Annotated in this window: 19 protein-coding genes; 8 read left to right on the top strand and 11 right to left on the bottom strand. The window is 70.5% G+C overall.

All coding sequences use genetic code 11. The features are described 5' to 3' along the window. Positions 1 to 292: 292 nt before the first annotated feature. From AB0N07_RS30445 to AB0N07_RS30425, 5 genes are all read right to left on the bottom strand, one after another. The gene (locus AB0N07_RS30445; RefSeq protein ID WP_365840491.1) at positions 293 to 475 is read right to left on the bottom strand and encodes a DUF397 domain-containing protein; all 183 of its coding nucleotides are present in this window, start codon (positions 473 to 475) and stop codon (positions 293 to 295) included. After that, a complete protein-coding gene (locus AB0N07_RS30440) occupies positions 472 to 1,251 on the bottom strand; it encodes a helix-turn-helix transcriptional regulator (protein ID WP_365840543.1) in 780 nt (259 codons plus the stop codon). The genes AB0N07_RS30445 and AB0N07_RS30440 overlap by 4 nt, the downstream gene beginning before the upstream one ends. A gap of 130 nt (positions 1,252 to 1,381) precedes the next feature. Next, positions 1,382 to 2,044: a DUF5063 domain-containing protein gene (locus tag AB0N07_RS30435; RefSeq protein ID WP_365840489.1), complete on the bottom strand. Its 663-nt coding sequence runs from the start codon at positions 2,042 to 2,044 to the stop codon at positions 1,382 to 1,384. Continuing rightward, positions 2,037 to 2,636 carry a recombination mediator RecR gene (gene recR, locus AB0N07_RS30430; protein ID WP_099930378.1) on the bottom strand — a complete coding sequence of 200 codons (600 nt, stop codon included), beginning with the start codon at positions 2,634 to 2,636 and terminating at the stop codon, positions 2,037 to 2,039. The genes AB0N07_RS30435 and recR overlap by 8 nt, the downstream gene beginning before the upstream one ends. 60 nt (positions 2,637 to 2,696) lie before the next feature. Further along, entirely contained in the window at positions 2,697 to 3,059 is a 363-nt protein-coding gene (locus AB0N07_RS30425; protein ID WP_365840487.1) for a YbaB/EbfC family nucleoid-associated protein, read from the bottom strand. A gap of 280 nt (positions 3,060 to 3,339) precedes the next feature. Here AB0N07_RS30425 and AB0N07_RS30420 point away from each other — a divergent pair, with 280 nt between their 5' ends. Further along, positions 3,340 to 4,092, top strand: coding sequence for an SLATT domain-containing protein (locus AB0N07_RS30420; protein ID WP_365840485.1), 753 nt, complete (start codon positions 3,340 to 3,342; stop codon positions 4,090 to 4,092). Between the two features lie 19 nt (positions 4,093 to 4,111). Here AB0N07_RS30420 and AB0N07_RS30415 read toward each other — a convergent pair whose 3' ends face one another. Continuing rightward, positions 4,112 to 5,554 (bottom strand): M20/M25/M40 family metallo-hydrolase, encoded by a 1,443-nt coding sequence (locus AB0N07_RS30415; protein WP_365840483.1) that lies wholly within the window; start codon positions 5,552 to 5,554, stop codon positions 4,112 to 4,114. Between the two features lie 92 nt (positions 5,555 to 5,646). After that, entirely contained in the window at positions 5,647 to 7,524 is a 1,878-nt protein-coding gene (locus AB0N07_RS30410; RefSeq protein ID WP_365840481.1) for a serine/threonine-protein kinase, read from the bottom strand. A 210-nt stretch (positions 7,525 to 7,734) separates the two neighbouring features. Here AB0N07_RS30410 and AB0N07_RS30405 point away from each other — a divergent pair, with 210 nt between their 5' ends. The 5 genes from AB0N07_RS30405 to AB0N07_RS30385 all read left to right on the top strand — a co-directional run bounded on the left by AB0N07_RS30405 (position 7,735) and on the right by AB0N07_RS30385 (position 14,332). Beyond that, positions 7,735 to 9,090, top strand: a complete 1,356-nt coding sequence (locus tag AB0N07_RS30405) for an aspartate aminotransferase family protein (RefSeq protein ID WP_365840479.1) — start codon at positions 7,735 to 7,737, stop codon at positions 9,088 to 9,090. A 138-nt stretch (positions 9,091 to 9,228) separates the two neighbouring features. Beyond that, the gene (locus tag AB0N07_RS30400) at positions 9,229 to 9,930 is read left to right on the top strand and encodes a GntR family transcriptional regulator (RefSeq protein ID WP_365840477.1); all 702 of its coding nucleotides are present in this window, start codon (positions 9,229 to 9,231) and stop codon (positions 9,928 to 9,930) included. Next, a complete protein-coding gene (locus AB0N07_RS30395; RefSeq protein ID WP_365840475.1) occupies positions 9,927 to 12,359 on the top strand; it encodes a dolichyl-phosphate beta-glucosyltransferase in 2,433 nt (810 codons plus the stop codon). The genes AB0N07_RS30400 and AB0N07_RS30395 overlap by 4 nt, the downstream gene beginning before the upstream one ends. 244 nt (positions 12,360 to 12,603) lie before the next feature. After that, entirely contained in the window at positions 12,604 to 13,254 is a 651-nt protein-coding gene (locus AB0N07_RS30390) for a hypothetical protein (RefSeq protein WP_115906817.1), read from the top strand. 211 nt (positions 13,255 to 13,465) lie between these two features. Continuing rightward, positions 13,466 to 14,332: an NAD(P)H-binding protein gene (locus AB0N07_RS30385; RefSeq protein WP_365840473.1), complete on the top strand. Its 867-nt coding sequence runs from the start codon at positions 13,466 to 13,468 to the stop codon at positions 14,330 to 14,332. A gap of 57 nt (positions 14,333 to 14,389) precedes the next feature. Here the strand turns inward: AB0N07_RS30385 and AB0N07_RS30380 are convergent, their stop codons facing one another. Together AB0N07_RS30380 and AB0N07_RS30375 are read right to left on the bottom strand one after the other, a co-directional pair. Continuing rightward, entirely contained in the window at positions 14,390 to 16,219 is a 1,830-nt protein-coding gene (locus tag AB0N07_RS30380; protein WP_365840471.1) for a 5'-nucleotidase C-terminal domain-containing protein, read from the bottom strand. A gap of 156 nt (positions 16,220 to 16,375) precedes the next feature. Next, on the bottom strand, positions 16,376 to 17,659 hold the full coding sequence (locus AB0N07_RS30375) for an adenylosuccinate synthase (RefSeq protein WP_365840469.1): 1,284 nt from the start codon (positions 17,657 to 17,659) through the stop codon (positions 16,376 to 16,378). Positions 17,660 to 17,854: 195 nt separating this feature from the next. Between AB0N07_RS30375 and AB0N07_RS30370 the strand changes: the two genes are divergently transcribed. After that, a complete protein-coding gene (locus AB0N07_RS30370) occupies positions 17,855 to 18,682 on the top strand; it encodes a diacylglycerol kinase family protein (RefSeq protein ID WP_365840467.1) in 828 nt (275 codons plus the stop codon). A 36-nt stretch (positions 18,683 to 18,718) separates the two neighbouring features. On the opposite strand, the gene eutC is transcribed toward AB0N07_RS30370, so the two are convergent. Beyond that, positions 18,719 to 19,498: an ethanolamine ammonia-lyase subunit EutC gene (gene eutC / locus AB0N07_RS30365; protein WP_365840465.1), complete on the bottom strand. Its 780-nt coding sequence runs from the start codon at positions 19,496 to 19,498 to the stop codon at positions 18,719 to 18,721. Further along, positions 19,495 to 20,877 carry an ethanolamine ammonia-lyase subunit EutB gene (locus AB0N07_RS30360; RefSeq protein WP_365840463.1) on the bottom strand — a complete coding sequence of 461 codons (1,383 nt, stop codon included), beginning with the start codon at positions 20,875 to 20,877 and terminating at the stop codon, positions 19,495 to 19,497. The genes eutC and AB0N07_RS30360 overlap by 4 nt, the downstream gene beginning before the upstream one ends. 149 nt (positions 20,878 to 21,026) lie before the next feature. Between AB0N07_RS30360 and AB0N07_RS30355 the strand changes: the two genes are divergently transcribed. Then, the gene (locus AB0N07_RS30355; protein WP_365840461.1) at positions 21,027 to 22,538 is read left to right on the top strand and encodes an APC family permease; all 1,512 of its coding nucleotides are present in this window, start codon (positions 21,027 to 21,029) and stop codon (positions 22,536 to 22,538) included. The last annotated feature ends 56 nt before the right edge of the window (positions 22,539 to 22,594 follow it).

Genomic DNA, 22,594 nt, shown 5'->3' with positions numbered 1-22,594 from the left:
GTGCGACGGGGACGGCAGGGCAGGACTAGGCTGGGCGTTAGCCACGGTCGAAGGCTCGATTCGATCGGCGGGTCAGGCCCCGGAGCCGGTGTTGGCGCACCGACCGGGGCCGAACTATTTGCTTGTTTGCCGCGAACCTAGGGCGCCTTTACGTTCCGACGCAAGCCGATCACGGAACGTCACCCATTCGAGGTATGACGCCTCAACTCCCGCACGGACAAGGTTGGTTGGGTTGGATTTTCAACCAGACCAAAAGCCCAAAACCCCATGGGAAGAGCTCGAAGCCCGAGGCTCAAGCTCCGGGCTGAACTGCGGAAACGAATGCCTTCCAGGCGGGAGCGGCGACCTGGAGCTCGGGGCTCGCGGGGAGCTTGGAGTCACGAACGTGGATGGCGGCGGCGAACGCGACTTCGACGCAGTTGCCGCCCTCGTTGTCGCTGTAGCTCGACTTGAACCACTTCAGCTGGTCGCTCACGACTGATCCACCATCCGCTCGATGAAACGGGCCGACTCATCGGGGTCGAGAGCCCTCGTGCGGATCATGCTAAGCCGCTCGGTCACACGGCTGACAACCCCCGGATCCGCCGAAAGCTCGCTGGCGAACGAGCCTTCGGTGAAGGCGAATCGCTCATGGTCACGAGTTTCCAGCAATACCATGGGGCCCATGAGCGCGTCGCTGAAGGCCCGTTCAAACGGGAGCACTTGCACCACCACGTTCCGCAGGTGCGCCGCCTCCAGCAGGTGGCGCAGCTGTTCGGTGTCCACCAGGGGACTGCGCAGCACAGCCTCGTAGAGAACGAAGCTCAACCCCACGGGCGGCTTCCTCTTGTTGAGCACCGCCTGCCGTTCCATGCGGGCGGCAACGCGCTCCTCCACCGTCTCCTCGTCCAGCGGCGGGATCCGGTTGTCGATGAGCGCCCGGGCGTACCCCTCCGTCTGCAACAGGCCGGGGACGAGAGCGAGCTCGTACGACCAGATACTGGTCGCCTCCTTCTCCCGCTCCATGAAGTCCTGCGCCCGCGCAGGGAACCGCTCCCGGTTCAGGAACTCCTTCGCGCCGCTCAACATCCCCTTCGCGTCGCAGAGTTCGTCCGCGACGTCCAGGACACGCGACGTCGGCCTGCGTACCCCGCGCTCCATCGACACGATGGTGTCCGGGGAGTAGTTGGCGGCGGAGGCGAGTTGCTCGCGGCTGACGTCCGCCTTCATGCGCCAGCGCTTCAGCTGGTCGCCGGCGTATCGCCAGGCCACGGGCGGCTGGGAGTTGGGGCTGTTGGACTGTCCCGCCACGGCACGCACCTCCGACCGGGGGCCCGGATGGGTGTCACCTGGGCCCTTACCGAGCGTAGCTGCGCGGACGTCACCGCGTGACCGGGTCGCGCTACTTGCCTGTCTGCAGCCCCAGCGGCCCGCCGATCTCCTCCGCCATGACCTTGCCCGCCTCGAACTCCAGCGTCTCGTCGCCCATCGGGGTCTGGTCCGTGTCCAGGCCGTCCAGTTCCTCCAGGGGCTGGTTCAGGCGGACGTGGGCCACCACCGACTGCAGGGCGCGCAGGGTGGCCGAGGCCGTCGAGCCCCAGTTGGAGAAGTAGGAGAACTGCCACCACCACAGGGCCTCTGTGGTGCGGCCCGCGCGGTAGTGGGCCATGCCGTGGCGGAGGTCGGTGATGACGTCGGTCAGGTCGTCGGAGATACGGGCCGGGACCGGGGCCTTGCGCGGCTCGTAGGGGTCGAAGACCTCGGAGTAGACGTCGATCGGTTCCAGGAGGCGGGCGAAGTTCTCGCGGAGTTCGTCCACGTCAGCGTCCGGGCCCGTGTCCGGCTCGTAGCGCTCGTCGGGGACGATGTCCTCGTGCGCGCCGAGGCGGCCGCCGGCCAGCAGCAGCTGGGACACCTCCAGGAGGAGGAAGGGGACAGCGGAGTCGGGTTCGTCACCCTTCGCCACCTCCGTCACCGCCACCAGGAAGCTCTCCACCTGGTCCGCGATCTGGACCGCGAAGTCGTCCGGGTCCTGCGTCGCGTCATGCAGCGTGGCGTCAGACATCTAGGAGTCGTCTCCCCTCGAAGGCGCGGCCGAGGGTCACCTCGTCCGCGTATTCCAGGTCTCCGCCCACCGGGAGGCCGCTGGCCAGGCGGGTGACCTTGAGGCCCATGGGCTTGATCATGCGGGCGAGGTACGTCGCTGTGGCCTCGCCCTCCAGGTTCGGGTCCGTGGCAAGGATCAGCTCCGTGACCGTCCCGTCGGCCAACCGCGCGAGAAGTTCCCGTATACGCAGGTCGTCGGGGCCCACGCCCTCGATGGGGCTGATCGCCCCGCCCAGGACGTGGTATCGGCCGCGGAACTCGCGGGTCCGCTCGATCGCGACCACGTCCTTCGGCTCCTCCACCACACAGATGACGGAGGGGTCGCGGCGGCTGTCGCGGCAGATGTTGCACAGCTCTTCCTGTGCGACATTGCCGCAGGTCGCGCAGAAGCGGACCTTCGCCTTGACCTCCATCAGGGCCTGCGCGAGCCGCCGTACGTCCGTCGGTTCCGCCTGCAGGATGTGGAAGGCGATCCGCTGGGCGCTCTTGGGACCGACGCCGGGCAGCCGCCCCAGCTCGTCGATCAGGTCCTGCACCACGCCTTCGTACACGGACTGCCGTCCTTCCCGGGGTTCCTTGCAAGTACGTACGGTAGTTGGCGAACGCCTCTCTTAGAAAGGCAGGCCCGGGATACCGCTGCCGCCGCCCAGGCCCTGGGCCAGCGGGCCCAGCTTCTGCTGCTGGAGGTTCTGGGCGTTCTCGTTGGCCGCCTGGACCGCCGCGACGATCAGGTCCGCCAGGGTCTCGACCGTCTCTTCAATGGATCCAGCCTCGGGGTCCACCGCCTTCGGGTCGATCTTCAGCGCGCGCAGTTCGCCGGAGCCGGTGACGGTGGCCTTCACCAGACCGCCGCCCGCCTGCCCGTCGACCTCCGTCTGTGCCAGCTCCTCCTGCGCCCGCTGCAGGTCCTGCTGCATCTTCTGGGCCTGCTGGAGCAGCTGCTGCATATTGGGCTGGCCACCACCGGGAATCACGATCAGCTCCTGGTTTCGTACGGCTGTATGGGCGAGGTTTTCCCGCCTGGCACGAGCCTACGTGGTCCAGCCAGGCATCGCCCCAGCACTCTTTCGAGTGAGGTGTTGCCGAGTCCTATACCTGATCAAGACCCACTTACGAGCGGAATAGAGGTGAATTCGGGGGCCGAGCCACCCATTGGGCGGTAGGAAGGTCGGGCACATCAGGATCGGGTGTCACGCAAGGTGTTCGGTCGTGGTCAGCCTCGTGATCAGCGTCGTGATCAGTAGGGAGTGCCGTGTGGGTCAGCCGGAGATGCAGCCCGAGGGGCCGGCTCAGGACGGGTGGGGCGAGGGTGCGGCCGGGCTGCGGCCGGGCGATCTGATCGGGCGCTCGTTCCCGCTCGGGGACTGGGGCGAGCCGGCCGAGCGGCTGCACGAGCTGTATCTGTGGGTGGAGCGCGGAGCCCTGCAGACGGCGGCCTGGTATCTCGCGGACCGGGTGTGGAAGCGGCGGGGTGCGCGGGTGCTGCGCGCGGGGGCCGCGGTGGGGGCGGTGACCGGGGCCGCGCTGCCGCTGCTGGATCTGACCGGGGTGATCGCCGGGATGGCCGCCTGGGGGTATCTGGCACTGCTGTTCGCGGTGGCGTGCGTGGCCGTGGACCGGTTCTTCGGTGTGACCTCGGGCTGGATAAGGGATGTGGCGACCGCGCAGGCCGTGCAGCGGCGGCTGCAGGTGCTGCAGTTCGAGTGGGCCTCGGAGAGCGTGCGGGAGGTGCTGGGCCCCGCGGAGGGCACGGCGAGCGAGGCCGCCGAGCGGTGCCTTGCGGTGCTGCGGCGCTTCTCGGAGGACTTGACGGAGCTGGTGCGCGCGGAGACGGCCGACTGGATGGTGGAGTTCCGGACGGGCGGCTCGGCGCCGATGGGGGTCCAGTCCGCGTCGGCCGGGGCGGCGCGGCAGGAGACGGGCAGTGCGCAGGGGCGCTTCCCGCTGCCTCCGGGGGCGGGCTCGCGGCCGAACATGCCGCGCCAACGGCCGCCCGAGCCGAGGTGATCCCGCACCGGGCCGTCGGTCACGACTGCGGGCTCGGGAAGGCCACCGGGCTCCTGTTGCCCGCCTGGTTGACGGCCCGTACGCCGAAGAACACGTTGTCCTTCGACAGGTCCACCTCGTACGTGGTGACGTCCCCGGCGGGGATCACATGGGTCCACTCCGGTGCCGTGGTCTCACGCCAGACGATCTCGTAGCCCGCCAGGTCGGGTTCCGTGCCGCGCGTCCACACCAGCCTGGTGGAGTTGGTCAGGGCGGAGGTCACGATCTTCGCTCCGCGTGGCGTGCCCGGCGCCTGGGCGAGGGTCCACAGGGCGGCCGCGTTGACCCTGGCGACCCGCTCGACGAAGTCGAAGTCGCAGAACTCGGGCAGGTCGCCGTACTGCTTGCCGGTCTCGTCGACGCGGACGTCCTGGTGCTGGTGGGCGAAGTCCTCGGCCGGTTCGGTGAAGCGGGCGGCCGGGTAGCCGCGTTCGAGGAAGGGGATGTGGTCGCCGCCGCGGAGGTAGCGGTCGCGGCGGTACACGACACGCACCTGCATGCCGGTGGCGTCGTTGTCGGCGACGTCCCGCACGAATCGGGCGAGCTGGCGGGACGGGGAGTCGTTCTCGCCGCCCACCGACCTGCGGATCGCGGCCTGTTCCGGGGTCTCGGACGAAGGGACACCCTCCGCGAAGAGCCGGATGGCGAGCGGAGCGAGATGGGGGTCCCCCCGGCCGGAGGCTGGGGGAGGGTCCTCGGTGCCGTCGTCCGCCATGGAGCTGCCGACGATGTCGTTGGTGAACATCCCCTGGACGTCCGTGCCGGCCGTCTTCAACTGCTGGGCCAGATACGTCGACCCGTACAGCCCCTGCTCCTCCCCCGCCACCGCCGCGAACACGATCGTCGAGGCCGGGCGGCGGGTCGCCATCACCCGCGCCAACTCCAGTACGACGGCCACCCCGGACGCGTCGTCGTCCGCGCCCGGCGCGTCGGAGGTGGCGTTCATGACGTCCGTGACCCGGGAGTCGTAGTGCCCGGAGACGACGTACACGCGCTCCGGGGTGACCGATCCGCGCAAGGTCGCGAGCACGTTGGTGATCTTCGTGGGAGTGGGGATGCGGGACGCCGGTTCCTGGACGTACGACTGGAGTTCGGCCGTCATCCGGCCGCCGGAGGCGGCGGCGCAGCTCCGCAGCTCGGCGAGGAGCCAGTCGCGGGCGGCGCCGACGCCGCGGTCCGGGTCGTCCTGGGCGGAGAGGGTGTGGCGGGTGCCGAAGGAGACGAGCTTGCGGACGGTCGCTTCGATGCGGGCGGAGTCCAACTCCCTGAGCAACGCGCGGAGTTCGCGATGCGGAGGCTGTGCCGTGGCGGGCGGGCGGTGGACCCGCGTGGCCGCTTCGGCCGGGTTCGAGGTCGTCCCGAGCGCTGCCGCGCCGGCCGCCGTCGCGGTCAGGACCGTTCTCCTGGTGGGGCTGGGACGCATGTGTCCTCCCGGGGCTGCCGATGCCGACACTCCGCCCATCGTCATGGACACGCCACTACGACACAAGGGTGCCCGCCGGCCCCTCACCCGGCTCACTGCCTGGTGTACTTCAGCTTCTCCCCGTTACTGGTGTTCTCGCGCTGCAGGCTGCCGTCCGGCAGCAGGCTGAGCTCGGTGGCGTCGCCCGGCTTGCAGTAGCCGGGGTCGCCGGACGTCACGGTGGACGGGCCGATCTCCAGAGGGCCGCCGGTACCCGGTGCCGCGGTCAGATCGGCCTGGAACACGCAGTGGTAGGTGCCGCTGCTGGTGGGGCCGTCGGCGACCAGGGAGAGGACCGTGTCGCCCACCTTGCCCTGCTGGATGGTGAGTTCGCGGGTGTTCTGGCCGTCGGCGTTGGTGATGGTGGCCGTCCAGGTGCCCAGATAGCCGGTGGGGATCACGCCGCCCGAGGGTGCGGAGGTGGTGGGCTGCGCGGTCGTCGGGGTCGTCAGGCTCGGCTCGGGATTCGAGGGTGCGCTGCTGGTCGGGGCCGGGCTCGGCTTGTTGTCGCCCTTGCCGCCGCCGTTCATCAGGGCGTAGACCGAGCCGCCGGCGCCGAGCGCGACGACCAGGGCGACGGCGATCAGCGCCACGGTGGAACGGCCGCTCCGGCGAGGCGGCTCCTGCGGGGTGTGCGGGCCGGTGTAGGACGGGCCGTAGGGCGGGGTGGAGCCGAGGCCGCCGGGCTGCTGGGGGTAGCCGTAGGCGCCGGGCTGCTGCGGCGGGTAGCCGTAGGCGGGCTGCTGCTGGGGGTGCTGCTGCGGATAGCCGTAGGCCGGGTGTGTCTGCGCGTGGGCGGGCGGGGGTGTCGGCGGAGCCTGGCCCGCGACCATGGTGGGGAGGTGGTTCAGCGGGGCTGCGCCGCCCGGCTGCCCGGGCGGGGGCGGTCCGGCGGGGGTGCCCGCTTCCGGAGCGGAGTCGTCGGCGGCGGGGGCGTGCTCGGGCGGGGCCTCGGGTGCCGCCTTCCGCAGCGAAGGACCGCCGGCCGCCGGCGCCCCCTCCGCCCCCTCTTCAGGGTCTTCCGCGTCCAGCAACTGCACCGCATGACGGCCGAGTTGGGCGACGAGCGCGCTCGGCAGCCAGGGGTCGCGCGAGCGGCCGCCGAGCACGGTGTCCTCGGCTCCCGTGCGCTCCAGCACCTGGTCCAGCGTCGGCCGCGCGCCCGGCTGCTTCTTCAGGCAGTCCCGTACGAGGTCGGCGATGCCCTCGGGCACCCCCTCCAGGTCGGGTTCCTCCTGGGCGATGCGGAACATCAGGGCGTGCACACCGCTGTTGGCGCTGCCGAAGGGGAGGTGTCCTGTTGCGGCGTAGGCCAGCACGGAGCCCAGGCAGAAGACATCGCAGGCGGGCGTGATCCGGTCGCCGCGCACCTGCTCGGGGGCCATGAAGCCGGGCGAGCCGACGAGCGCGCCGGTCCGCGTCAGACCGCCGTCCGTGACGGTCTCCAGCGCCCGCGCGATCCCGAAGTCGATGACCCGCGGCCCGTCGATGGTGACGAGCACATTGGACGGCTTCAGATCCCGGTGGATGATCCCGGCGGCGTGGATGTCCTGCAGCGCGTGCGCGAGCCCGGCCGCCAGGATGTTCACCGAGCGCTCGGGCAGCGCCCCGTGGTCGTGCCCCACGACCTGCTGCAGGCTGGGTCCGGCGACGTACCCGGTGGCCACCCAAGGCACCGCGGCCTCCGTGTCGGCGTCCAGGACGGGCGCCGTCCAGTGCCCGCCGACCTGCCGCGCGGACTGCACCTCCTGCCGGAACCGCGCCCGGAACTCCTCCTGCGCGGCCAGTTCCTCCCGCACCAGCTTCACGGCGACGGTGCGGCCCCGGTCCGAGCGGGCGAGATACACATGCCCCATGCCCCCGGCACCGAGCCGGGCCAGCAGCCGGTAGGCCCCGATCCGCTGCGGGTCCCCCGCTCCGAGCTTCTCCATGGCCGCGCCGCCTTCCCCCCCCGTATGTGCAACAGACCGAGAATAGTGCGGTCGCGGGGGTAGTCGCCCGGAGCGGTGTCTACGGTTCCGTAACACCACGGGCCGCATTTCGCCAAGCCGCCCGGGCCCGACAACCTGTCGCGGAAACCCCCACATGCCAGACAGGAAGCCGATACCGAGCGGGCACCGCGGGCTCCTACGCTCGCCGCCATGACCCCTCAGCCAGACCCCCAGGCCGGCGCCGCCGTCAAGGCCGCGGACCGTGCTCATGTGTTCCACTCCTGGTCCGCGCAGGAGCTCATCGACCCGCTCGCCGTCGCCGGTGCGCAGGGGTCGTACTTCTGGGACTACGACGGCAAGCGGTACCTGGACTTCACCAGCGGGCTCGTCTACACCAACATCGGCTACCAGCACCCGAAGGTCGTCGCCGCGATACAGGAGCAGGCCGCGCACCTGACGACGTTCGCGCCCGCCTTCGCCATCGAGGCCCGCTCGGAGGCGGCCCGGCTGATCGCCGAGCGGACACCGGGCGACCTCGACAAGATCTTCTTCACCAACGGCGGCGCGGACGCCGTCGAGCACGCCGTACGGATGGCGCGGCTGCACACCGGGCGGCCGAAGGTGCTGTCCGCCTACCGCTCCTACCACGGCGGCACCCAGCAGGCGATCAACCTCACCGGGGACCCGCGCCGCTGGGCCTCCGACGGTGCGGCCGCCGGTGTCGTGCACTTCTGGGCGCCGTACCTCTACCGCTCCCGGTTCTACGCCGAGACCGAGGAGCAGGAGTGCGCGCGGGCGCTGGAGCACCTGGAGACGACGATCGCCTTCGAGGGACCGGCCACCGTCGCCGCGATCATCCTGGAGACCATTCCGGGCACCGCCGGGATCATGGTGCCGCCGCCCGGCTATCTCGCCGGGGTGCGGGAGATCTGCGACAAGTACGGCATCGTCCTCGTCCTGGACGAGGTCATGGCCGGGTTCGGGCGGACCGGTGAGTGGTTCGCGGCCGACCTGTTCGGTGTGGTGCCCGACCTCATGACCTTCGCCAAGGGCGTGAACAGCGGATATGTGCCGCTCGGCGGTGTCGCCATCTCCGGCGCGATCGCCGAGACCTTCGCCAGGCGGGCCTACCCGGGCGGTCTGACGTACTCCGGGCACCCGCTGGCCTGCGCCGCCGCCGTCGCGACGATCAACGTCATGGCGGAGGAGGGCGTCGTCGAGAACGCCGGGCAGCTGGGCGAGACCGTCCTCGGTCCTGCGCTGCGGGAGCTCGCCGAGCGGCACCCGAGCGTCGGCGAGGTGCGCGGTGTCGGCATGTTCTGGGCGCTGGACCTGGTGAAGAACCGGGAGACGCGGGAACCGCTGGTGCCGTACAACGCGGCCGGCGAGGCGAACGCGGCGATGGCCGCCTTCGGGGCCGCCGCGAAGAAGCACGGCATCTGGCCCTTCATCAACATGAACCGCACCCATGTCGTGCCGCCGTGCAACGTGAGCGAGGCCGAGCTGAAGGAGGGCCTCGCGGCGCTGGACTCGGCGCTGTCCGTGGCCGACGAGTACACCGAGTAGCGACCTGCGGCCGCTCAGGTGCCGCACCGGATCACCACAGCTACGCGGGTAATCAGCGGGAGACCGAACGCGTAAGGTGGCGTGCTCGTAGATAGGTACGTGCACGCCACCCGACCGCGACGAGGAGACGCCCGACACATGCCCGGCAGCAGCGGCAACGGCTCCGTGACCCGCAGCACCCTGCGGCAGCAGATCGCCGACGCGCTACGCGACGAGGTCCTCGCGGGGCGGCTCCAGCCGGGTCAGGAGTTCACGGTGAAGGAGATCGCCGAGCAGTACGGGGTCTCCGCGACGCCCGTGCGCGAGGCGCTCGTCGACCTGTCCGCGCAGGGCCTCCTCGACGCCGACCAGCACCGCGGCTTCCACGTCCACGAGTACTCGGTAGCCGACTACCGCGGCATCATCGAGGCCCGCAGCCTGGTCACCGACGGCATGTTCATCGCCCTGGACCTGGACCAGGACCGTTTCCCGCCGCACGATGAGACCCGTGCCGTCGCCGCCCTCGCCGGGGTCCGGCGCCGCGGCGAGGAGGCACAGCGGGCCTCACTGGCCGGCGACCTCACCGTGCTGATCGGCTACGACCTGCGCTTCTGGCATGAGCTCGGCACCCTCTTCGGCAACCCCTATCTGGCCGACTTCCTGCACCGGCTGCGCGTCCAGTCCTGGGTGTGTGCGGTGCAGCATCTGCGCCGGCTGTCCGATCTGCGCGGCGCCCTGTGGTGCGGCCACACCGATCTGGTCGACGCCCTGGCCAAGCGGGACACCAGGACGGCGCGGGCGATCGTCGCCTCGTACAACGAGCACTCGCTGGCCCTCATCGAGCGGCTGGCGGACGAGTGAGCAAGCCGGCCAGGGGCACGCCTGCCTGGGCCGTGGACCTCACCGTCGTCATACCCGCCTTCAACGAGGAGCAGCGCCTCGGCCCCACCCTCGACGCCGTCACCCGCTACCTGCGCGACAACGAGGGCCGCTGGGGCGAGTGGGAGGTCGTCGTCGCCGACGACGGCTCGACGGACGGCACCCGGGACGTCGTCACGGGCCTGAAGGAGCCCCGCGTCCAGCTCGTCACCAGCCCGCACCACCGCGGCAAGGGCAACGCCCTGCGCCTGGGCGTCGCCGCCTCCCGCGGGCGGCGCGTGCTGGTCACGGACGCCGACCTCGCGGCCCCGATCGAGGAGCTGGAGCAGCTCGACAAGGCGCTCAGCGAGGGGAACGCGGCGGCGATCGGCTCCCGTTCCGTGCCCGGCGCGGTGATCGGGGTCCGTCAGCACCCGGTGCGCGAACTGCTGGGCCGCGCCGGGAACTTACTCATACGGCGCACCACCGTGCCCGGCATACGTGACACCCAGTGCGGCTTCAAGCTCTTCGAGGGCGACAAGGCCCGCGAGGCCTTCGCCGCCTCCCGGGTCAACGGCTGGGGCATCGACGTCGAGGTCCTGCGGCACTTCCACCGCGCCGACTGGCAGGTCGCCGAGGTCCCCGTCCGCTGGTCCCACCGGCCCGGCTCGAAACTGCGCCACCTCGACTACGTCCGCGTCCTCGCCGAACTGGCCCGGCTGCGCGCCCGCTCCCTGCGCCCCGCCGACGTCTTCGCCGTCATCCTCTTCCTGCTCATGTCGATGGCGCTGTACTCGGGCCGCCTGTTCGACCCGGACCACCGCTATCTCCCCGACTCCCTCCAGGACCAGAACCAGTGGGAGTGGTTCTTCGACGTCACCGCCCACAACCTGGCCCACCTGCACAATCCTCTCTTCTCCGACCTGCAGGGCTTCCCCGACGGCGTGAACCTCATGGCCAACACGGTCATGCTCGGCCTCACCGTCCCGTTCGCCCCGCTCACGCTCCTCGCAGGCCCGGCGGTCTCCCTCAGCGTCGTGATGACACTGGGCCTCGCCGCCACCGCGGCCGCCTGGTACGGGCTGATCGTGAAGCGTGTCGTACGGCGGCGGTCCGCGGCCTTCGTCGGCGCGGCCCTCGCCGCCTTCGCGCCGCCCATGGTCAGCCACGCCAACGCGCACCCCAACTTCGTGGTGCTGTTCATGATCCCGCTGATCATCGACCGGGTCCTACGCCTGTGTACGGACGCCCGGGTGGTCCGGGACGGGGCGGTCCTGGGCCTGATGGCGGCGTACCAGGTCTTCCTCGGCGAGGAGCCGCTGCTGCTCGCGGCGATCGGCCTGGTGCTCTTCGCGGGCGCCTACGGCGTCGTCCGCAGGGATGTGGCCAGGCGGGCCTGGCGGCCGCTGCTGCGAGGGCTGGCGACCGCGGCCGCGGTCTGTCTGCCGCTCGTCGTGTACCCGCTGGTCTGGCAGTTCGCCGGTCCGCAGAGCTACGCGCACATGCCGCACGGCGACAATTCGGGCAACAGCCCCCTCGCGCTGCTCTCCTTCGCCGAACGCTCCCTGGTCGCGGGCAACGCCCGGCGCGCAAACGCCCTCTCGCCCAACCCCACCGAGCAGAACGCCTTCTACGGCTGGCCGCTGGTACTGCTCGCTTTCGCGATCGTCGTACGGCTGTGGGAGCGGGCCCTGGTCAAGGCGCTGGCGGTCACCGCGGTCGGTGCGGCGCTGCTCTCGCTCGGCCCCGAGTTCCGCATCCCGATGACGGACAAGGTCTACCCGGGCCCCTGGGCGCTCCTCGCCAGGCTGCCGCTGTTCGAGTCGGTCATCGAGGGCCGGGTCGCGATGATCTGCGCCCCCGCGCTCGGCATGCTGCTCGCCCTCGCCCTGGACCGGCTGACGGCGACCCGCACCCTCGGCACCCAGTACCTCGGCCTGCTCGGCGTCTGCCTGGCCCTGCTCCCGCTGGTCCCGGCCCCGCTGAAGACGGTCGAACGCCCGGCGACGCCGACGTTCTTCACCACCGGGGCGTGGCAGCCGTACGTCCGCACGGGTGAGTCCCTCGTCACGGTGCCGCTGCCCGACGCCGGCGACGCTCAGGCGCTGCACTGGCAGCAGCAGGCCGGCCTCGGCTTCAGGCTCCCCGGCGGCTACTTCAACGGCCCCTACGGCGCCGACCGCATCGGCATCTACGGCGCCTCCCCCCGCTACACCTCCGACCTGCTGAGTGACATCGGCGACACGGGCGTGGTCCCGAAGCTGGACGCGACCTGGCGGGCGCAGGCCCGGCGCGACCTCGCGTACTGGAAGGCAGGAGCCCTGGTGGTGGCCCCCGGACCGCACGAGGAGGCCCTGCGCAGGGCCGTTACGGAACTTGTGGGCCGGGACGGGAAGTGGGTGGCCGGGGTGTGGGTATGGGACCTGCACTGAGCGCTCCGCGGGAGTGGCGCGATTGGCCGTCTGTCAGCTGCCGGTCCGTCGTGGCTGGTCGCGCCCACGCGGCGGAGCCGCAAATGAATACAGCCCCGCGCCCCTATGGGGCGCTGCCGACCACGGCGGACTTCGACTGGCACCGCTTGGTGCCTGTTCCGAATTATCCGTCGCCCGCGCGGAGCGCTGCCGCAGCCGTACCGATTACCCTGCCTTGACCGACTTGCCGTGTGAGGAGCCTTCTTTGGCCTGTGACCTGTGGCTGGTACCGCTCGTCGACGTGTTGTGCCACACCCCCGACAATCCGTTCGCCGAGGAACTCGCGCAGTACAACAACGTGCTCGCCGCCGCCGGACTGCCGCCGGTGCCGGTGTACCAGTACATGCCGGGCCTGTCCGGCGAGGTCGCCCCGGTGGCCGGCTTCGACTACGACGCGCTGCACTTCCTGCGCCGTGTCTACCTGCTCCAGGTGTGCGGGCTGCCGGTGACCCCGGTCGACGAACTGGGCGGCGACTACGAGCAGTTGCTGGAGATGTTCGAGGCGACGGCCCAGCAGTCGCACCTCGTCTGGCACTACGACCACGCGGGCGCCTACGTCCCTGTGGACTTCCCCCAGCCCCTGTCGAACGACGAACTCCTCGCCGGCGGCGGCCCGCTCGGCTCCGCCCAGGCGCTGCTGCGCGAACTGGAGTACGTCGCCCCGTCGATCGGCATAGATCCGGCCAACCCTCCGGCGCCGCCGGAACCACCGCGCGCCCCCACGGAGCTGGAGGAGCCCGCCGTCCCCGCGCCGTACGACCCCAGCCCCTTCGCCCGCGAACGCCATGTGTGGCTGGGCCTGCACGCGGCGGCGACGCGGAGCCTGGCGCAGGGGTCGATGATCGTCTTCAGCTAGTGCACCTGGGGCCATTTTCGCGAGGGTGCCGTTCCGGTTGGCCTCGTTCGACTTCTCCGTGCCGAAGTGCGCCCTGAGCGGTACACGCACGGCTCTCACCCGACGTGGGTGCTCACCCGTACTCCCAGGGGAGCAGAACGGCTGCCTCCACGCGTGCGACGCGGCGTGCGGCCGGTGCGCGCAGGCTGGGGCACGACGAGAGGGGACGGCGATGATCCTGGTGACCGGGGCGACGGGCCATGTGGGCGGCGAGCTGGTACGACTGCTGACGGCCGCAGGCCACCCGGTACGGGCGATGACCCGCCGCCCGGCCGAGGCACGGCTCCCGGACGGCGTCGAGGCGGTGTACGGCGACGCGGACGACCCGGTGAGCCTGGATGCGGCGTTCGCGGGGGCGGGCGGGGCCTTCCTGATGTCGGCGCAGGGCGTCGGTACGGCCCCCGGCCCGACCCACGACCTCGCCCTCGCCCGGGCGGCGGCAAGGGCGGGGACACGACGCCTGGTGAAGCTGTCCGTCCTGGACGGGGGCGCGGGCTCCGACGTGATCGCCCGCTGGCACGCCGAGGCGGAGGCCGCGGTGACGGACCCGTCCCGGGACTGGGCGTGGACCCTGCTCCGCCCCGGCCGCTTCATGTCGAACGCCCTGCAGTGGGCGGGCCGTCTCCGCGCGGGCGACGAGGTGGCCGTCCCCTTCGCCGACCGCCCGGCGGCGAGCATCGACCCGGCGGACCTGGCGGAAGTGGCGGCCCTGGCCCTGACATCGCCCGACTCCGACGAACACGTGGGCGCCACCTACGAGTTGAGTGGCCCTCAGTCCCTGACCCCCACCGAGGAACTGGCGATCCTCGCCCGCGCCCTCGACCGCGACCTGCACCTGCGCCCCCTCCCCGACGACGCGGCCCGCGCAGGCATGTCCGCCTACGGCTTCCCGCCCGAGGTCGTCGACGCCGTCATGCAGCGCACACGGGAGAGCGACCGCGGTGCGGAGGTGCTGCCGACGGTGGAGAAGCTACTGGGGCGCCCGGCACGGACGTTCGCGGAGTGGGCGGGAGCGCATGCGGGGGCGTTCTCGGGATGACACGGTTGAGGGGGTGCCCGGCGAACGGGCGCCCCCTCAACCAGGGTTCGGGCAGACCTAGGAGAACACGGCCGTCCCGTCCTGCGTCAGCTTCCAGTTGGTGACCGCGAAGTCCTTCGGGTCCAAGGTCCCCTTGGAGGTCACGTAGTCGATCATCAGCTGGCGGATCTCGTTGGTCGAGCTGTAGGCGATGTCGGCGGTGGCGATGTGCGGGTAGCCGGAGCCGCCGTTCGCACGGTAGTTGTTGACCGCGACGACGAAGACCTGGTCGTCGGCGACCGGGGCGCCGTTGTACGTGAGGTTCTTGATCCGCGAACCCTCCGCCTGCGCGATGTCGATGTCGTACGAGACGCCGGCGGCCGTGTCGTACATGTAGTCCCAGAAGTTGTTGGCGTTGGTCAGCGTCGCGGTGTCGACCTTCGTGCCCGACGGGACCTGGTGGTAGTACTTCGCCGCGAACTCCAGGTAGTCCTTCAGCTGGGCGCCCGTGAGCTTCTTGCCGTAGAGCGTGTTGTCGTAGATGTAGAGCCCGGCGATGTCCTTGATGGTCACGCTGCCGGCCGGGATGTCGGCGGTGCGGCTGAACGGCGCGGCGACCGAGATCAGGGGCAGCGCGGCATCGCTCGCCGACAGGCCCGCCTTCACCGACTGCATCTGGACCTCGTGGATGAAGTCCATGATCGGGACGTCCTTCCAGCAGGAGTCCGCCGCCGGGAGGTCCTGGGTGCAGGTGCCCACGGCCGTGTTGACGTACTTGACGACGAGGTCGTGGTCGGCCTTGAGGAGCCTGGTGATCTCCGGGTCCTCCTCGACGCCCTTCGGGTCGAGGGTCTGGGCCGCCTTCTTCGTCACCTTCCACTGACCGTGGTGCAGTTCGAGCTCGAAGTCGAAGACGGTGAGGCGGTAGCCCCAGCAGTACGGCTCGGAGAGCAGGACGTCCTCGCCGGTCTCCGCGTTCTTGACGGTGTACGAGGAGACCTCTTTGTGCGTGTGGCCGACCAGGATCGCGTCGATGCCGGGGACCTGCTCGGCGACGAGGTTGGAGGCGTTCTCGACGTACGGGAGCGCGTCGCCCCAGGAGGTCGATCCGTCGAGCCCGGAGTGGTCGGTCAGGAAGACGACGTCACACCCCAGCGCACGCAGCCGCGGCACGTACTTCTTCGCCTGCTCGACGAGCCCCGGGAAGACCATCTTCCCGCTGACGTTGTCCTTGTCCCACAGCGCGATACCGGGGTTGGTCAGGCCGAGGATGCCGACCTTGATGTCGGGGGCGCCGGGCACGCAGATGCGCTTGACGGTGTACGGGTGGAAGGCCGGCCGCAGGGTCTTCGCGTCGAGGGCGTTCGCGCCGAGCAGCGGGAAGTGACACTGCTTCTCGAACTTGCGGAGCGTCTCGATGCCGTAGTTGAACTCGTGGTTGCCGAGGGCGGCGGCGTCGTAGCGCATGTGGTTCATGGCGACGGCCATGGGATGCTTGGGCCCCTTCTTGCCGTCCTTGCCGGTGATCGGGTCGACCCGCGCGAAGTAGTACGCGAGCGAGGTCCCCTGGATGATGTCACCGGCGTCGACGAGCAGGACGTGCTCCTCGCCCTTGGCCTCGCGCTGCTGCTTGATGAGGGTGGCGACCCGCGCGACACCGACGGAGTTGCCGGCCTTGTCGCTGTAGGCGGCGTCCTTGTAGTAGTCCCAGTCGAAGACGTGGCTGTGCAGGTCGGTGGTGCCCAGGATGGAGAACGTCCATGTCCTGGGGGCCTTGGCGACCTTCTCGGGCGTACGGTCGGCGGCCTGGGCGGGTACGGCCGCGACCGTTCCCGCCGCGGCGACGGCCGCCCCGGTGACGGCCGACTTCTTCACGAATTCCCGGCGGTTCAGGGGACTGGCGGGCATACGGGGCTCCTGGTCATGGAGGGGAACTGGAGGAGGGCGCGGCGGGACTACCCGCGTAGATAGTTGCGTCCTCTAGTTACATCCGGAACCAGGAACAAGCCATGGACCGGTCAAGGAAGTCCATGACCGGTCCAACAGCTGACAGACATAAGGGATTTACAGGAACGAGTTGATCTCGATCGTCTCGTCCCGGCCGGGGCCCACGCCGATCGCGGAGATCGGTGCGCCCGACATCTCCTCGAGCGCCTTGACGTAGTTCTGGGCGTTCTTCGGGAGGTCGGAGAAGGACTTCGCCTTGGTGATGTCCTCGGACCAGCCGGGCAGGGTCTCGTAGACCGGCTTCGCGTGGTGGAAGTCCGACTGCGAGTACGGGAGTTCCTCGACGCGCCTGCCGTCGATCTCGTACGCCACGCAGACCGGGATCTCCTCCCAGCCGGTCAGGACGTCCAGCTTGGTGAGGAAGAAGTCGGTCAGGCCGTTCACGCGGGTCGCGTAGCGGGCGATGACGGCGTCGAACCAGCCGCAGCGGCGGTCACGGCCGGTCGTCACGCCCCGCTCGCCGCCGATGCGGCGCAGCGCCTCGCCGTCCTCGTCGAAGAGCTCGGTGGGGAAGGGGCCGGAGCCGACGCGGGTCGTGTAGGCCTTGAGGATGCCGATGACCCGGCTGATCTTGGTCGGGCCGACGCCGGCGCCGGTGCAGGCGCCGCCCGCGGTGGGGTTCGACGAGGTCACGAACGGATACGTGCCGTGGTCGATGTCGAGCAGCGTGCCCTGGCCGCCCTCGAAGAGGACCACCTTGTCCTGCTCCAGCGCCTGGTTGAGGACGAGGACGGTGTCGGCGACGTACGGGGCGAGCCTGTCCGCGTAGCCCAGCAGCTCCTCGACCACCTGGTCGATGGCGATCGCGCGGCGGTTGTAGAGCTTGGTGAGGATCTGGTTCTTGACGTCGAGGGCCGCCTCCACCTTCTGGGTGAGGATGGACTCGTCGTAGAGATCCTGTACACGAATGCCGACGCGGTTGATCTTGTCCGCGTAGGTCGGGCCGATGCCGCGCCCGGTGGTCCCGATCTTGCGCTTTCCGAGGAAGCGCTCGGTCACCTTGTCCACCGTCACGTTGTACGGCGTGATGATGTGAGCGTTACCGCTGATCAGGAGCTTGGACGTGTCGACGCCGCGCTCGTTCAGCCCGTTCAGCTCGGAGAACAGGACCGACGGGTCGACGACGACACCGTTGCCGATGACCGGCGTGCAGCCGGGGGAGAGAATCCCGGAAGGGAGCAGGTGAAGGGCGTACTTCTGGTCGCCCACGACTACCGTGTGGCCGGCGTTGTTGCCGCCCTGGTAGCGCACCACGTAGTCGACGGATCCGCCTAGCAGGTCCGTCGCCTTTCCCTTGCCTTCGTCACCCCACTGAGCACCGAGCAGCACAAGTGCGGGCACGCGCGTACACCCCTTCCGGGCGGGGCATGTCCAAGGTCAGGGGCGTACGCGTAAGGTTCACCGCCGCGTGCACCGCGGCCGTCGTTGGCCGCAAACCGTCGGACCGGATGCCCCGGAATAGACGAAGCCCCTGGCGCAATAGCGCAAGGGGCTCTTGCACAAAGATGCTACCCGAGGAAGCGAGGCAGGACCGAGGTGGTGACTTCCGCGACTTCCGATCAGCTGTTGGTGGTCATCGATCCGGTCGCCCGGCGGACGGACGGGGAGTCGGTCCGCATCGCAAAAGACGTGCTCAGCGCGGGTGCGCACACCAAGGTGTGTCTGCCGGAGGGTCCGGAGGAGTTCGCCCGGGCACTGGCCCGCCGGGGGTCGAGACGGCCGGTGGTGGTGGGCGACGACCGTGCCCTGGTCCGCGCCGTGTCCGTTCTGCACCGGCGGCGGGAGCTGGCCGGATGTGCCCTGTCGGTGGTGCCGGTGGGCAGCCTGCTGTCGGTGGCTCGTTCCCTGGGGGTGCCCACGGGGGCGGTGGCGGCGGCGCGGGCGGTCCTCGACGGGGCCGAGCGGCGCCTGGACCTGCTGGTGGACGACAGCGACGGCGTGGTGCTGGGGGCGCTGCACATCCCTCCGGTGACCGGGCACACCCCGTCGGCGGAGGCGGGCCGTCCCTGGCTGCGCACGGCCCAGTCCCTCGTACGCACCCTGGTCCCCACCCGCGAGACCACGGTCCCGGCGCCCCGGCCCGCCCGTCTGCGGGTGGAGGTCGACGGGGTCACCGTGCTGGACCTGGACCAGCCGGTGGAGGCGGTGTCGGTGACGCCGGGTGACGCGGGGGTGGCCGAGGTCGAGGTACGGCCCCTGTCGGTGGGTGCGGAGGCCTCGCCGGTGCGGGCACGGGGGCGCACCGTGAGCGTGTCGGGGGCGGACTTCCGCTACCGGGCGGACGCGGGCGTGTGGGGGCCGGTACGGAGGCGGACCTGGACGGTGCGGGAAGGGGCGCTGGGGCTGGTGCTGCCCGGGGCGTGAGCCGCAAAACTTGGGGCGGGCGGGGGACGACCCCGGTTACGCGGCCCGGCCGTCGAGCGAAACGGGGGGTGCGGCGCCGTGATCGGATTCGTCCTTCAGCCCCACCCCGGTGACCCCCAGCTCCCGCCCCCTCCCCATCAACCCCGCCAACTTCCCCGCAGCCACCTCATACGTCAGCCCGAGCGGCGGCCGAATGTTGCTCAGGCAGTTGCGGTCGGCGTCCGTGGTCACGCCCGGGGCCGGCCGGTACGTCAGATACGCCCCCAGGGAGTCCGCCGCCGACATGCCGGGGCGCTCCCCGACCAGGACGACCACCATCGTCGCGCCCATCGCGGACGCGATGTCGTCACCCAGAGCGACCCGCGCCTGTTCCGCCAGCACCACCGGTGCCACGCTCCACCCCGGCAGCCGTGCCACCGTCTCCCGCACCACCGCCGCCGCGTGCTCGTGCACCGCCCGGCTGGACAGCCCGTCCGCCACCACGAACACCACGTCCCAGTCGCCGGCCGGGAGATGTGCGCGGTCCGTCGCATCCAACCGCCGCCCCAGATCGGGCCGTTGCAGATACGTCAGCCGGTCACGCGCCGCACTGCGCACCCGTACCGTCGGCATCCCGCCCAGCCCCGCCGCGACCGCCTCCGGCTCGAACGGAGAGTGCACCGCGTCCCGCGCGGCCGCGTGCGCGGTCTGGAGTTCGAGGCGGTGGCGGGTCGGCAGCGCCGAGCCCGCGCGACCGAGGCCGATACGGGCTTGGGTGTGCCGACGCATGGCGACCCACAAGTCACTTATCGGCACAGCAATGTGAGTGCCCGTCATGCCACCAGTTCCCTTCCGATCGCCGTCAGCGGATGGGACGCCACCTCGCGGATCCCGCCCCGTTCGTCCAGCAGTCCGCTCGACTGCAGCCAGGCCTCGAACTCCGGTGCCGGGCGCAGTCCGAGGACCTCGCGGAGGTACAACGCGTCGTGGTACGAGGCCGACTGGTAGTTGAGCATGATGTCGTCGCCGCCCGGTGTGCAGATCACGAAGGACGCGCCCGCCACGCCGAGCATCGTCAGCATGGTCGCGACGTCGTCGTCATCGGCGTCCGCATGGTTCGTGTAGCAGATGTCCAGGCCCATGGGCAGGCCGAGCAGCTTGCCGCAGAAGTGGTCCTCCAGGGCCGCCCGGAGGATCTGCCGGCCGTCGTACAGGTACTCCGGGCCGATGAAGCCCACCACCGTGTTCACCAGCAGCGGGTCGTAGCGCCGTGCCACCGCGTACGCCCGCGCCTCCACCGTCTGCTGGTCCACCCCGTGGTGCGCGTCCGCCGACAGCGCGCTGCCCTGGCCGGTCTCGAAGTACATGACGTTGCGGCCGACCGTCCCGCGGTCCAGGGCGAGCGCCGCCTCGTACGCCTCGTCGAGCAGGCCCAGCGTCACGCCGAAGGACGCGTTCGCCGCCTGCGTGCCCGCGATGGACTGGAAGACCAGGTCCACCGGGGCGCCCCGTTCCATCAGGTCCACGCTCGTCGTGACATGGCACAGGACGCAGGACTGGGTGGGGATCGCGTACCGGCCGATCACTCCGTCGAGCAGCTCCAGCAGGTCCCGTACCGCCTTCGGGCTGTCCGTCGCCGGATTGATGCCGATCACCGCGTCGCCCGACCCCAGCAGCAGCCCGTCGAGCAGCGCCGCCGCCACTCCCGCCGGGTCGTCGGTCGGATGGTTCGGCTGCAGACGCGTCGCGAGCCGCCCAGGCAGCCCGATCGTCGAGCGGAAGGCGGTGACCACCCGCACCTTCCGGGCCACGGCCACCAGGTCCGCGTTCCCCATCAGCTTGGACACCGCCGCGACCATCTCCGGTGTCAGCCCCGGGGCCAGCTCCGTCAGGTCCTGGCCGTCCACCGCGAGCAGCCACTCCCGCAGCTCTCCGACCGTCAGCCCGGCCACCGGCGCGAAGGCGGCCGCGTCATGCGTGTCGAGGATCAGCCGGGTCACGTCGTCGCTCTCGTACGGGATCACCGGCTCGGTCAGGAAGGTCGCGAGCGGCACCTCTGCGAGGGCCCAGCGCGCGGCCACCCGTTCCCGGGCGCTGCCGGCGGCGAGCCCGGCGAGACGGTCGCCGGAGCGCTCGGGACTCGCGGCGGAGAGCAGGCGCGCGAGGGAGTCGAAGCGGTGGCGCTCGCCACCGAGGGTGGCCGTGTAGGTGCTCATGACGGCGACCGTACGAGGAGCGTGTTGCCGCCAGATTTCTAAAGGTCTGGTTGACAAACATTTAACGCCCCGACACCCTTGACCGACTCATTCGGGCTACAGAGTTCCGGTCCGGTACAGCAACGGACCACCAGGAGAGGGGCCACCCGATGGCAGTGGATGAGGGCGTCGCCCCGGCGACGAAGACGGACGGCGACGGAACGGTTCACCGGCTCAAGCCCAACGCGGTCGGCCTGCTCGGCGTGGTCTTCATGGCCGTCGCGACCGCCGCCCCGATCACGGCGATGACGGGCAATGTGCCCTTCATGGTGTCGTCCGGCAATGGCATCGGTGCCCCGGCGAGCTATCTCGTCGCAATGGTCGTCCTGGCAATCTTTTCCATCGGCTTCACCTCGATGGCGAAGCACATCACATCGACGGGCGCCTTCTACGGCTTCATCTCCTACGGCCTCGGACGCACCGCGGGCCTGGCGTCGGGCCTCCTCGCGACCTTCGCGTACTCCGTGTTCGAGCCCGCGCTGATCGGCATCTTCTCGACCTTCGCCACCGGAACCCTCAAGGACCAGACGGGACTCGACATCCCGTGGTGGGCCTTCGCGCTCCTGATGCTCGCCGTCAACGCGACGGGCACCTGGTTCGGCATCTCGGTCGCCGAGAAGCTCCTGGTGGTCCTGCTCGGCACCGAGGTGACGGTCCTCGCGGCGATGGCGATCTCGGTCGCCCTGCACGGCGGCGGCCCGCACGGCTTCACCTTCGGCCCGGTCAACCCCATCAACGCCTTCAAGGGCACGTCAGCCGGCCTCGGCCTCTTCTTCGCCTTCTGGTCCTGGGTCGGCTTCGAGTCGACGGCGATGTACGGCGAGGAGTCCCGCGACCCGAAGCGGATCATTCCCAAGGCCACGATGATCAGCGTCCTGGGCGTCGGCGTCTTCTACGTCTTCGTCTCCTGGATGGCCATCATCGGCAACGGCGAGACCGAGGCCGTCAAGGTCGCCTCGTCGGCGAACCCCCTCGCCCTGTTCTTCAACCCCACCGAGCACTACGTCGGCCACTGGGCGGTCGACCTCATGCAGTGGCTGATGATCACCGGCTCGCTCGCCTGCGGCATGGCCTTCCACAACTGCGCCGCCCGCTACATGTACGCGCTGGGCCGCGAGGGAGTCCTCCCCTCCCTGCAGAACACCATCGGCCGCACCCACCCCCGGCACGGCTCCCCGCACATCGCGGGCCTGGTGCAGACGGTGGTGAGCGCCGTACTGATCCTCGCGTTCTGGGCCACGAGCAAGGACCCGGCGAACGCCCTCTACGTCCTCCTCGCCATCCTCGGCACGATGGCGATCCTGATCGTGCAGGCGGTGTGCTCCTTCGCGGTCCTCGTCTACTTCCGCAGGAACCACCCCGAGAGCCGGCACTGGTTCAAGACGTTCACCGCCCCGCTCGTCGGCGGCATCGCGATGCTCGCAGTGGTGCTGCTCCTGGTGTCCAACATGAGCGTCGCGGCCGGCTCGGAGTCCGGCTCGCTGCTGCTGAAGGCGACGCCCTGGTTGGTGGCCCTGGTCGCGGCGACGGGCATCGGGTACGCGCAGTACCTCAAGCGCCGGTCGCCGGAGCGGTACGCGCTGCTCGGGCGGACGGTGCTGGAGGAGACCAAGGAGCGGTAGGAGCGGTAGAACCAGCCGGTCTCATGCCCCGCGCCCGCCGCCTGCCGAAGCAGGTG

It is taken from the genome of Streptomyces sp. NPDC051172 (genome assembly GCF_040682555.1).
In the GTDB taxonomy this organism is placed as follows: Bacteria; Actinomycetota; Actinomycetes; order Streptomycetales; family Streptomycetaceae; genus Streptomyces.
The sequence above is the reverse complement of the archived record's forward strand: the minus strand, read 5'-3'. Positions and strand labels throughout refer to the sequence as shown.

Excerpts from the sequence above, each read along its gene's own strand:
- AB0N07_RS30435 (WP_365840489.1), bottom strand. The coding sequence starts at position 2,044 with ATGTCTGACGCCACGCTGCATGACGCGACGCAGGACCCGGACGACTTC.
- AB0N07_RS30415 (WP_365840483.1), bottom strand. The coding sequence starts at position 5,554 with ATGCGTCCCAGCCCCACCAGGAGAACGGTCCTGACCGCGACGGCGGCC.
- AB0N07_RS30410 (WP_365840481.1), bottom strand. The coding sequence starts at position 7,524 with ATGGAGAAGCTCGGAGCGGGGGACCCGCAGCGGATCGGGGCCTACCGG.
- AB0N07_RS30405 (WP_365840479.1), top strand. The coding sequence starts at position 7,735 with ATGACCCCTCAGCCAGACCCCCAGGCCGGCGCCGCCGTCAAGGCCGCG.
- AB0N07_RS30400 (WP_365840477.1), top strand. The coding sequence starts at position 9,229 with ATGCCCGGCAGCAGCGGCAACGGCTCCGTGACCCGCAGCACCCTGCGG.
- AB0N07_RS30385 (WP_365840473.1), top strand. The coding sequence starts at position 13,466 with ATGATCCTGGTGACCGGGGCGACGGGCCATGTGGGCGGCGAGCTGGTA.
- AB0N07_RS30380 (WP_365840471.1), bottom strand. The coding sequence starts at position 16,219 with ATGCCCGCCAGTCCCCTGAACCGCCGGGAATTCGTGAAGAAGTCGGCC.
- eutC (WP_365840465.1), bottom strand. The coding sequence starts at position 19,498 with ATGACGGGCACTCACATTGCTGTGCCGATAAGTGACTTGTGGGTCGCC.
- AB0N07_RS30360 (WP_365840463.1), bottom strand. The coding sequence starts at position 20,877 with ATGAGCACCTACACGGCCACCCTCGGTGGCGAGCGCCACCGCTTCGAC.
- AB0N07_RS30355 (WP_365840461.1), top strand. The coding sequence starts at position 21,027 with ATGGCAGTGGATGAGGGCGTCGCCCCGGCGACGAAGACGGACGGCGAC.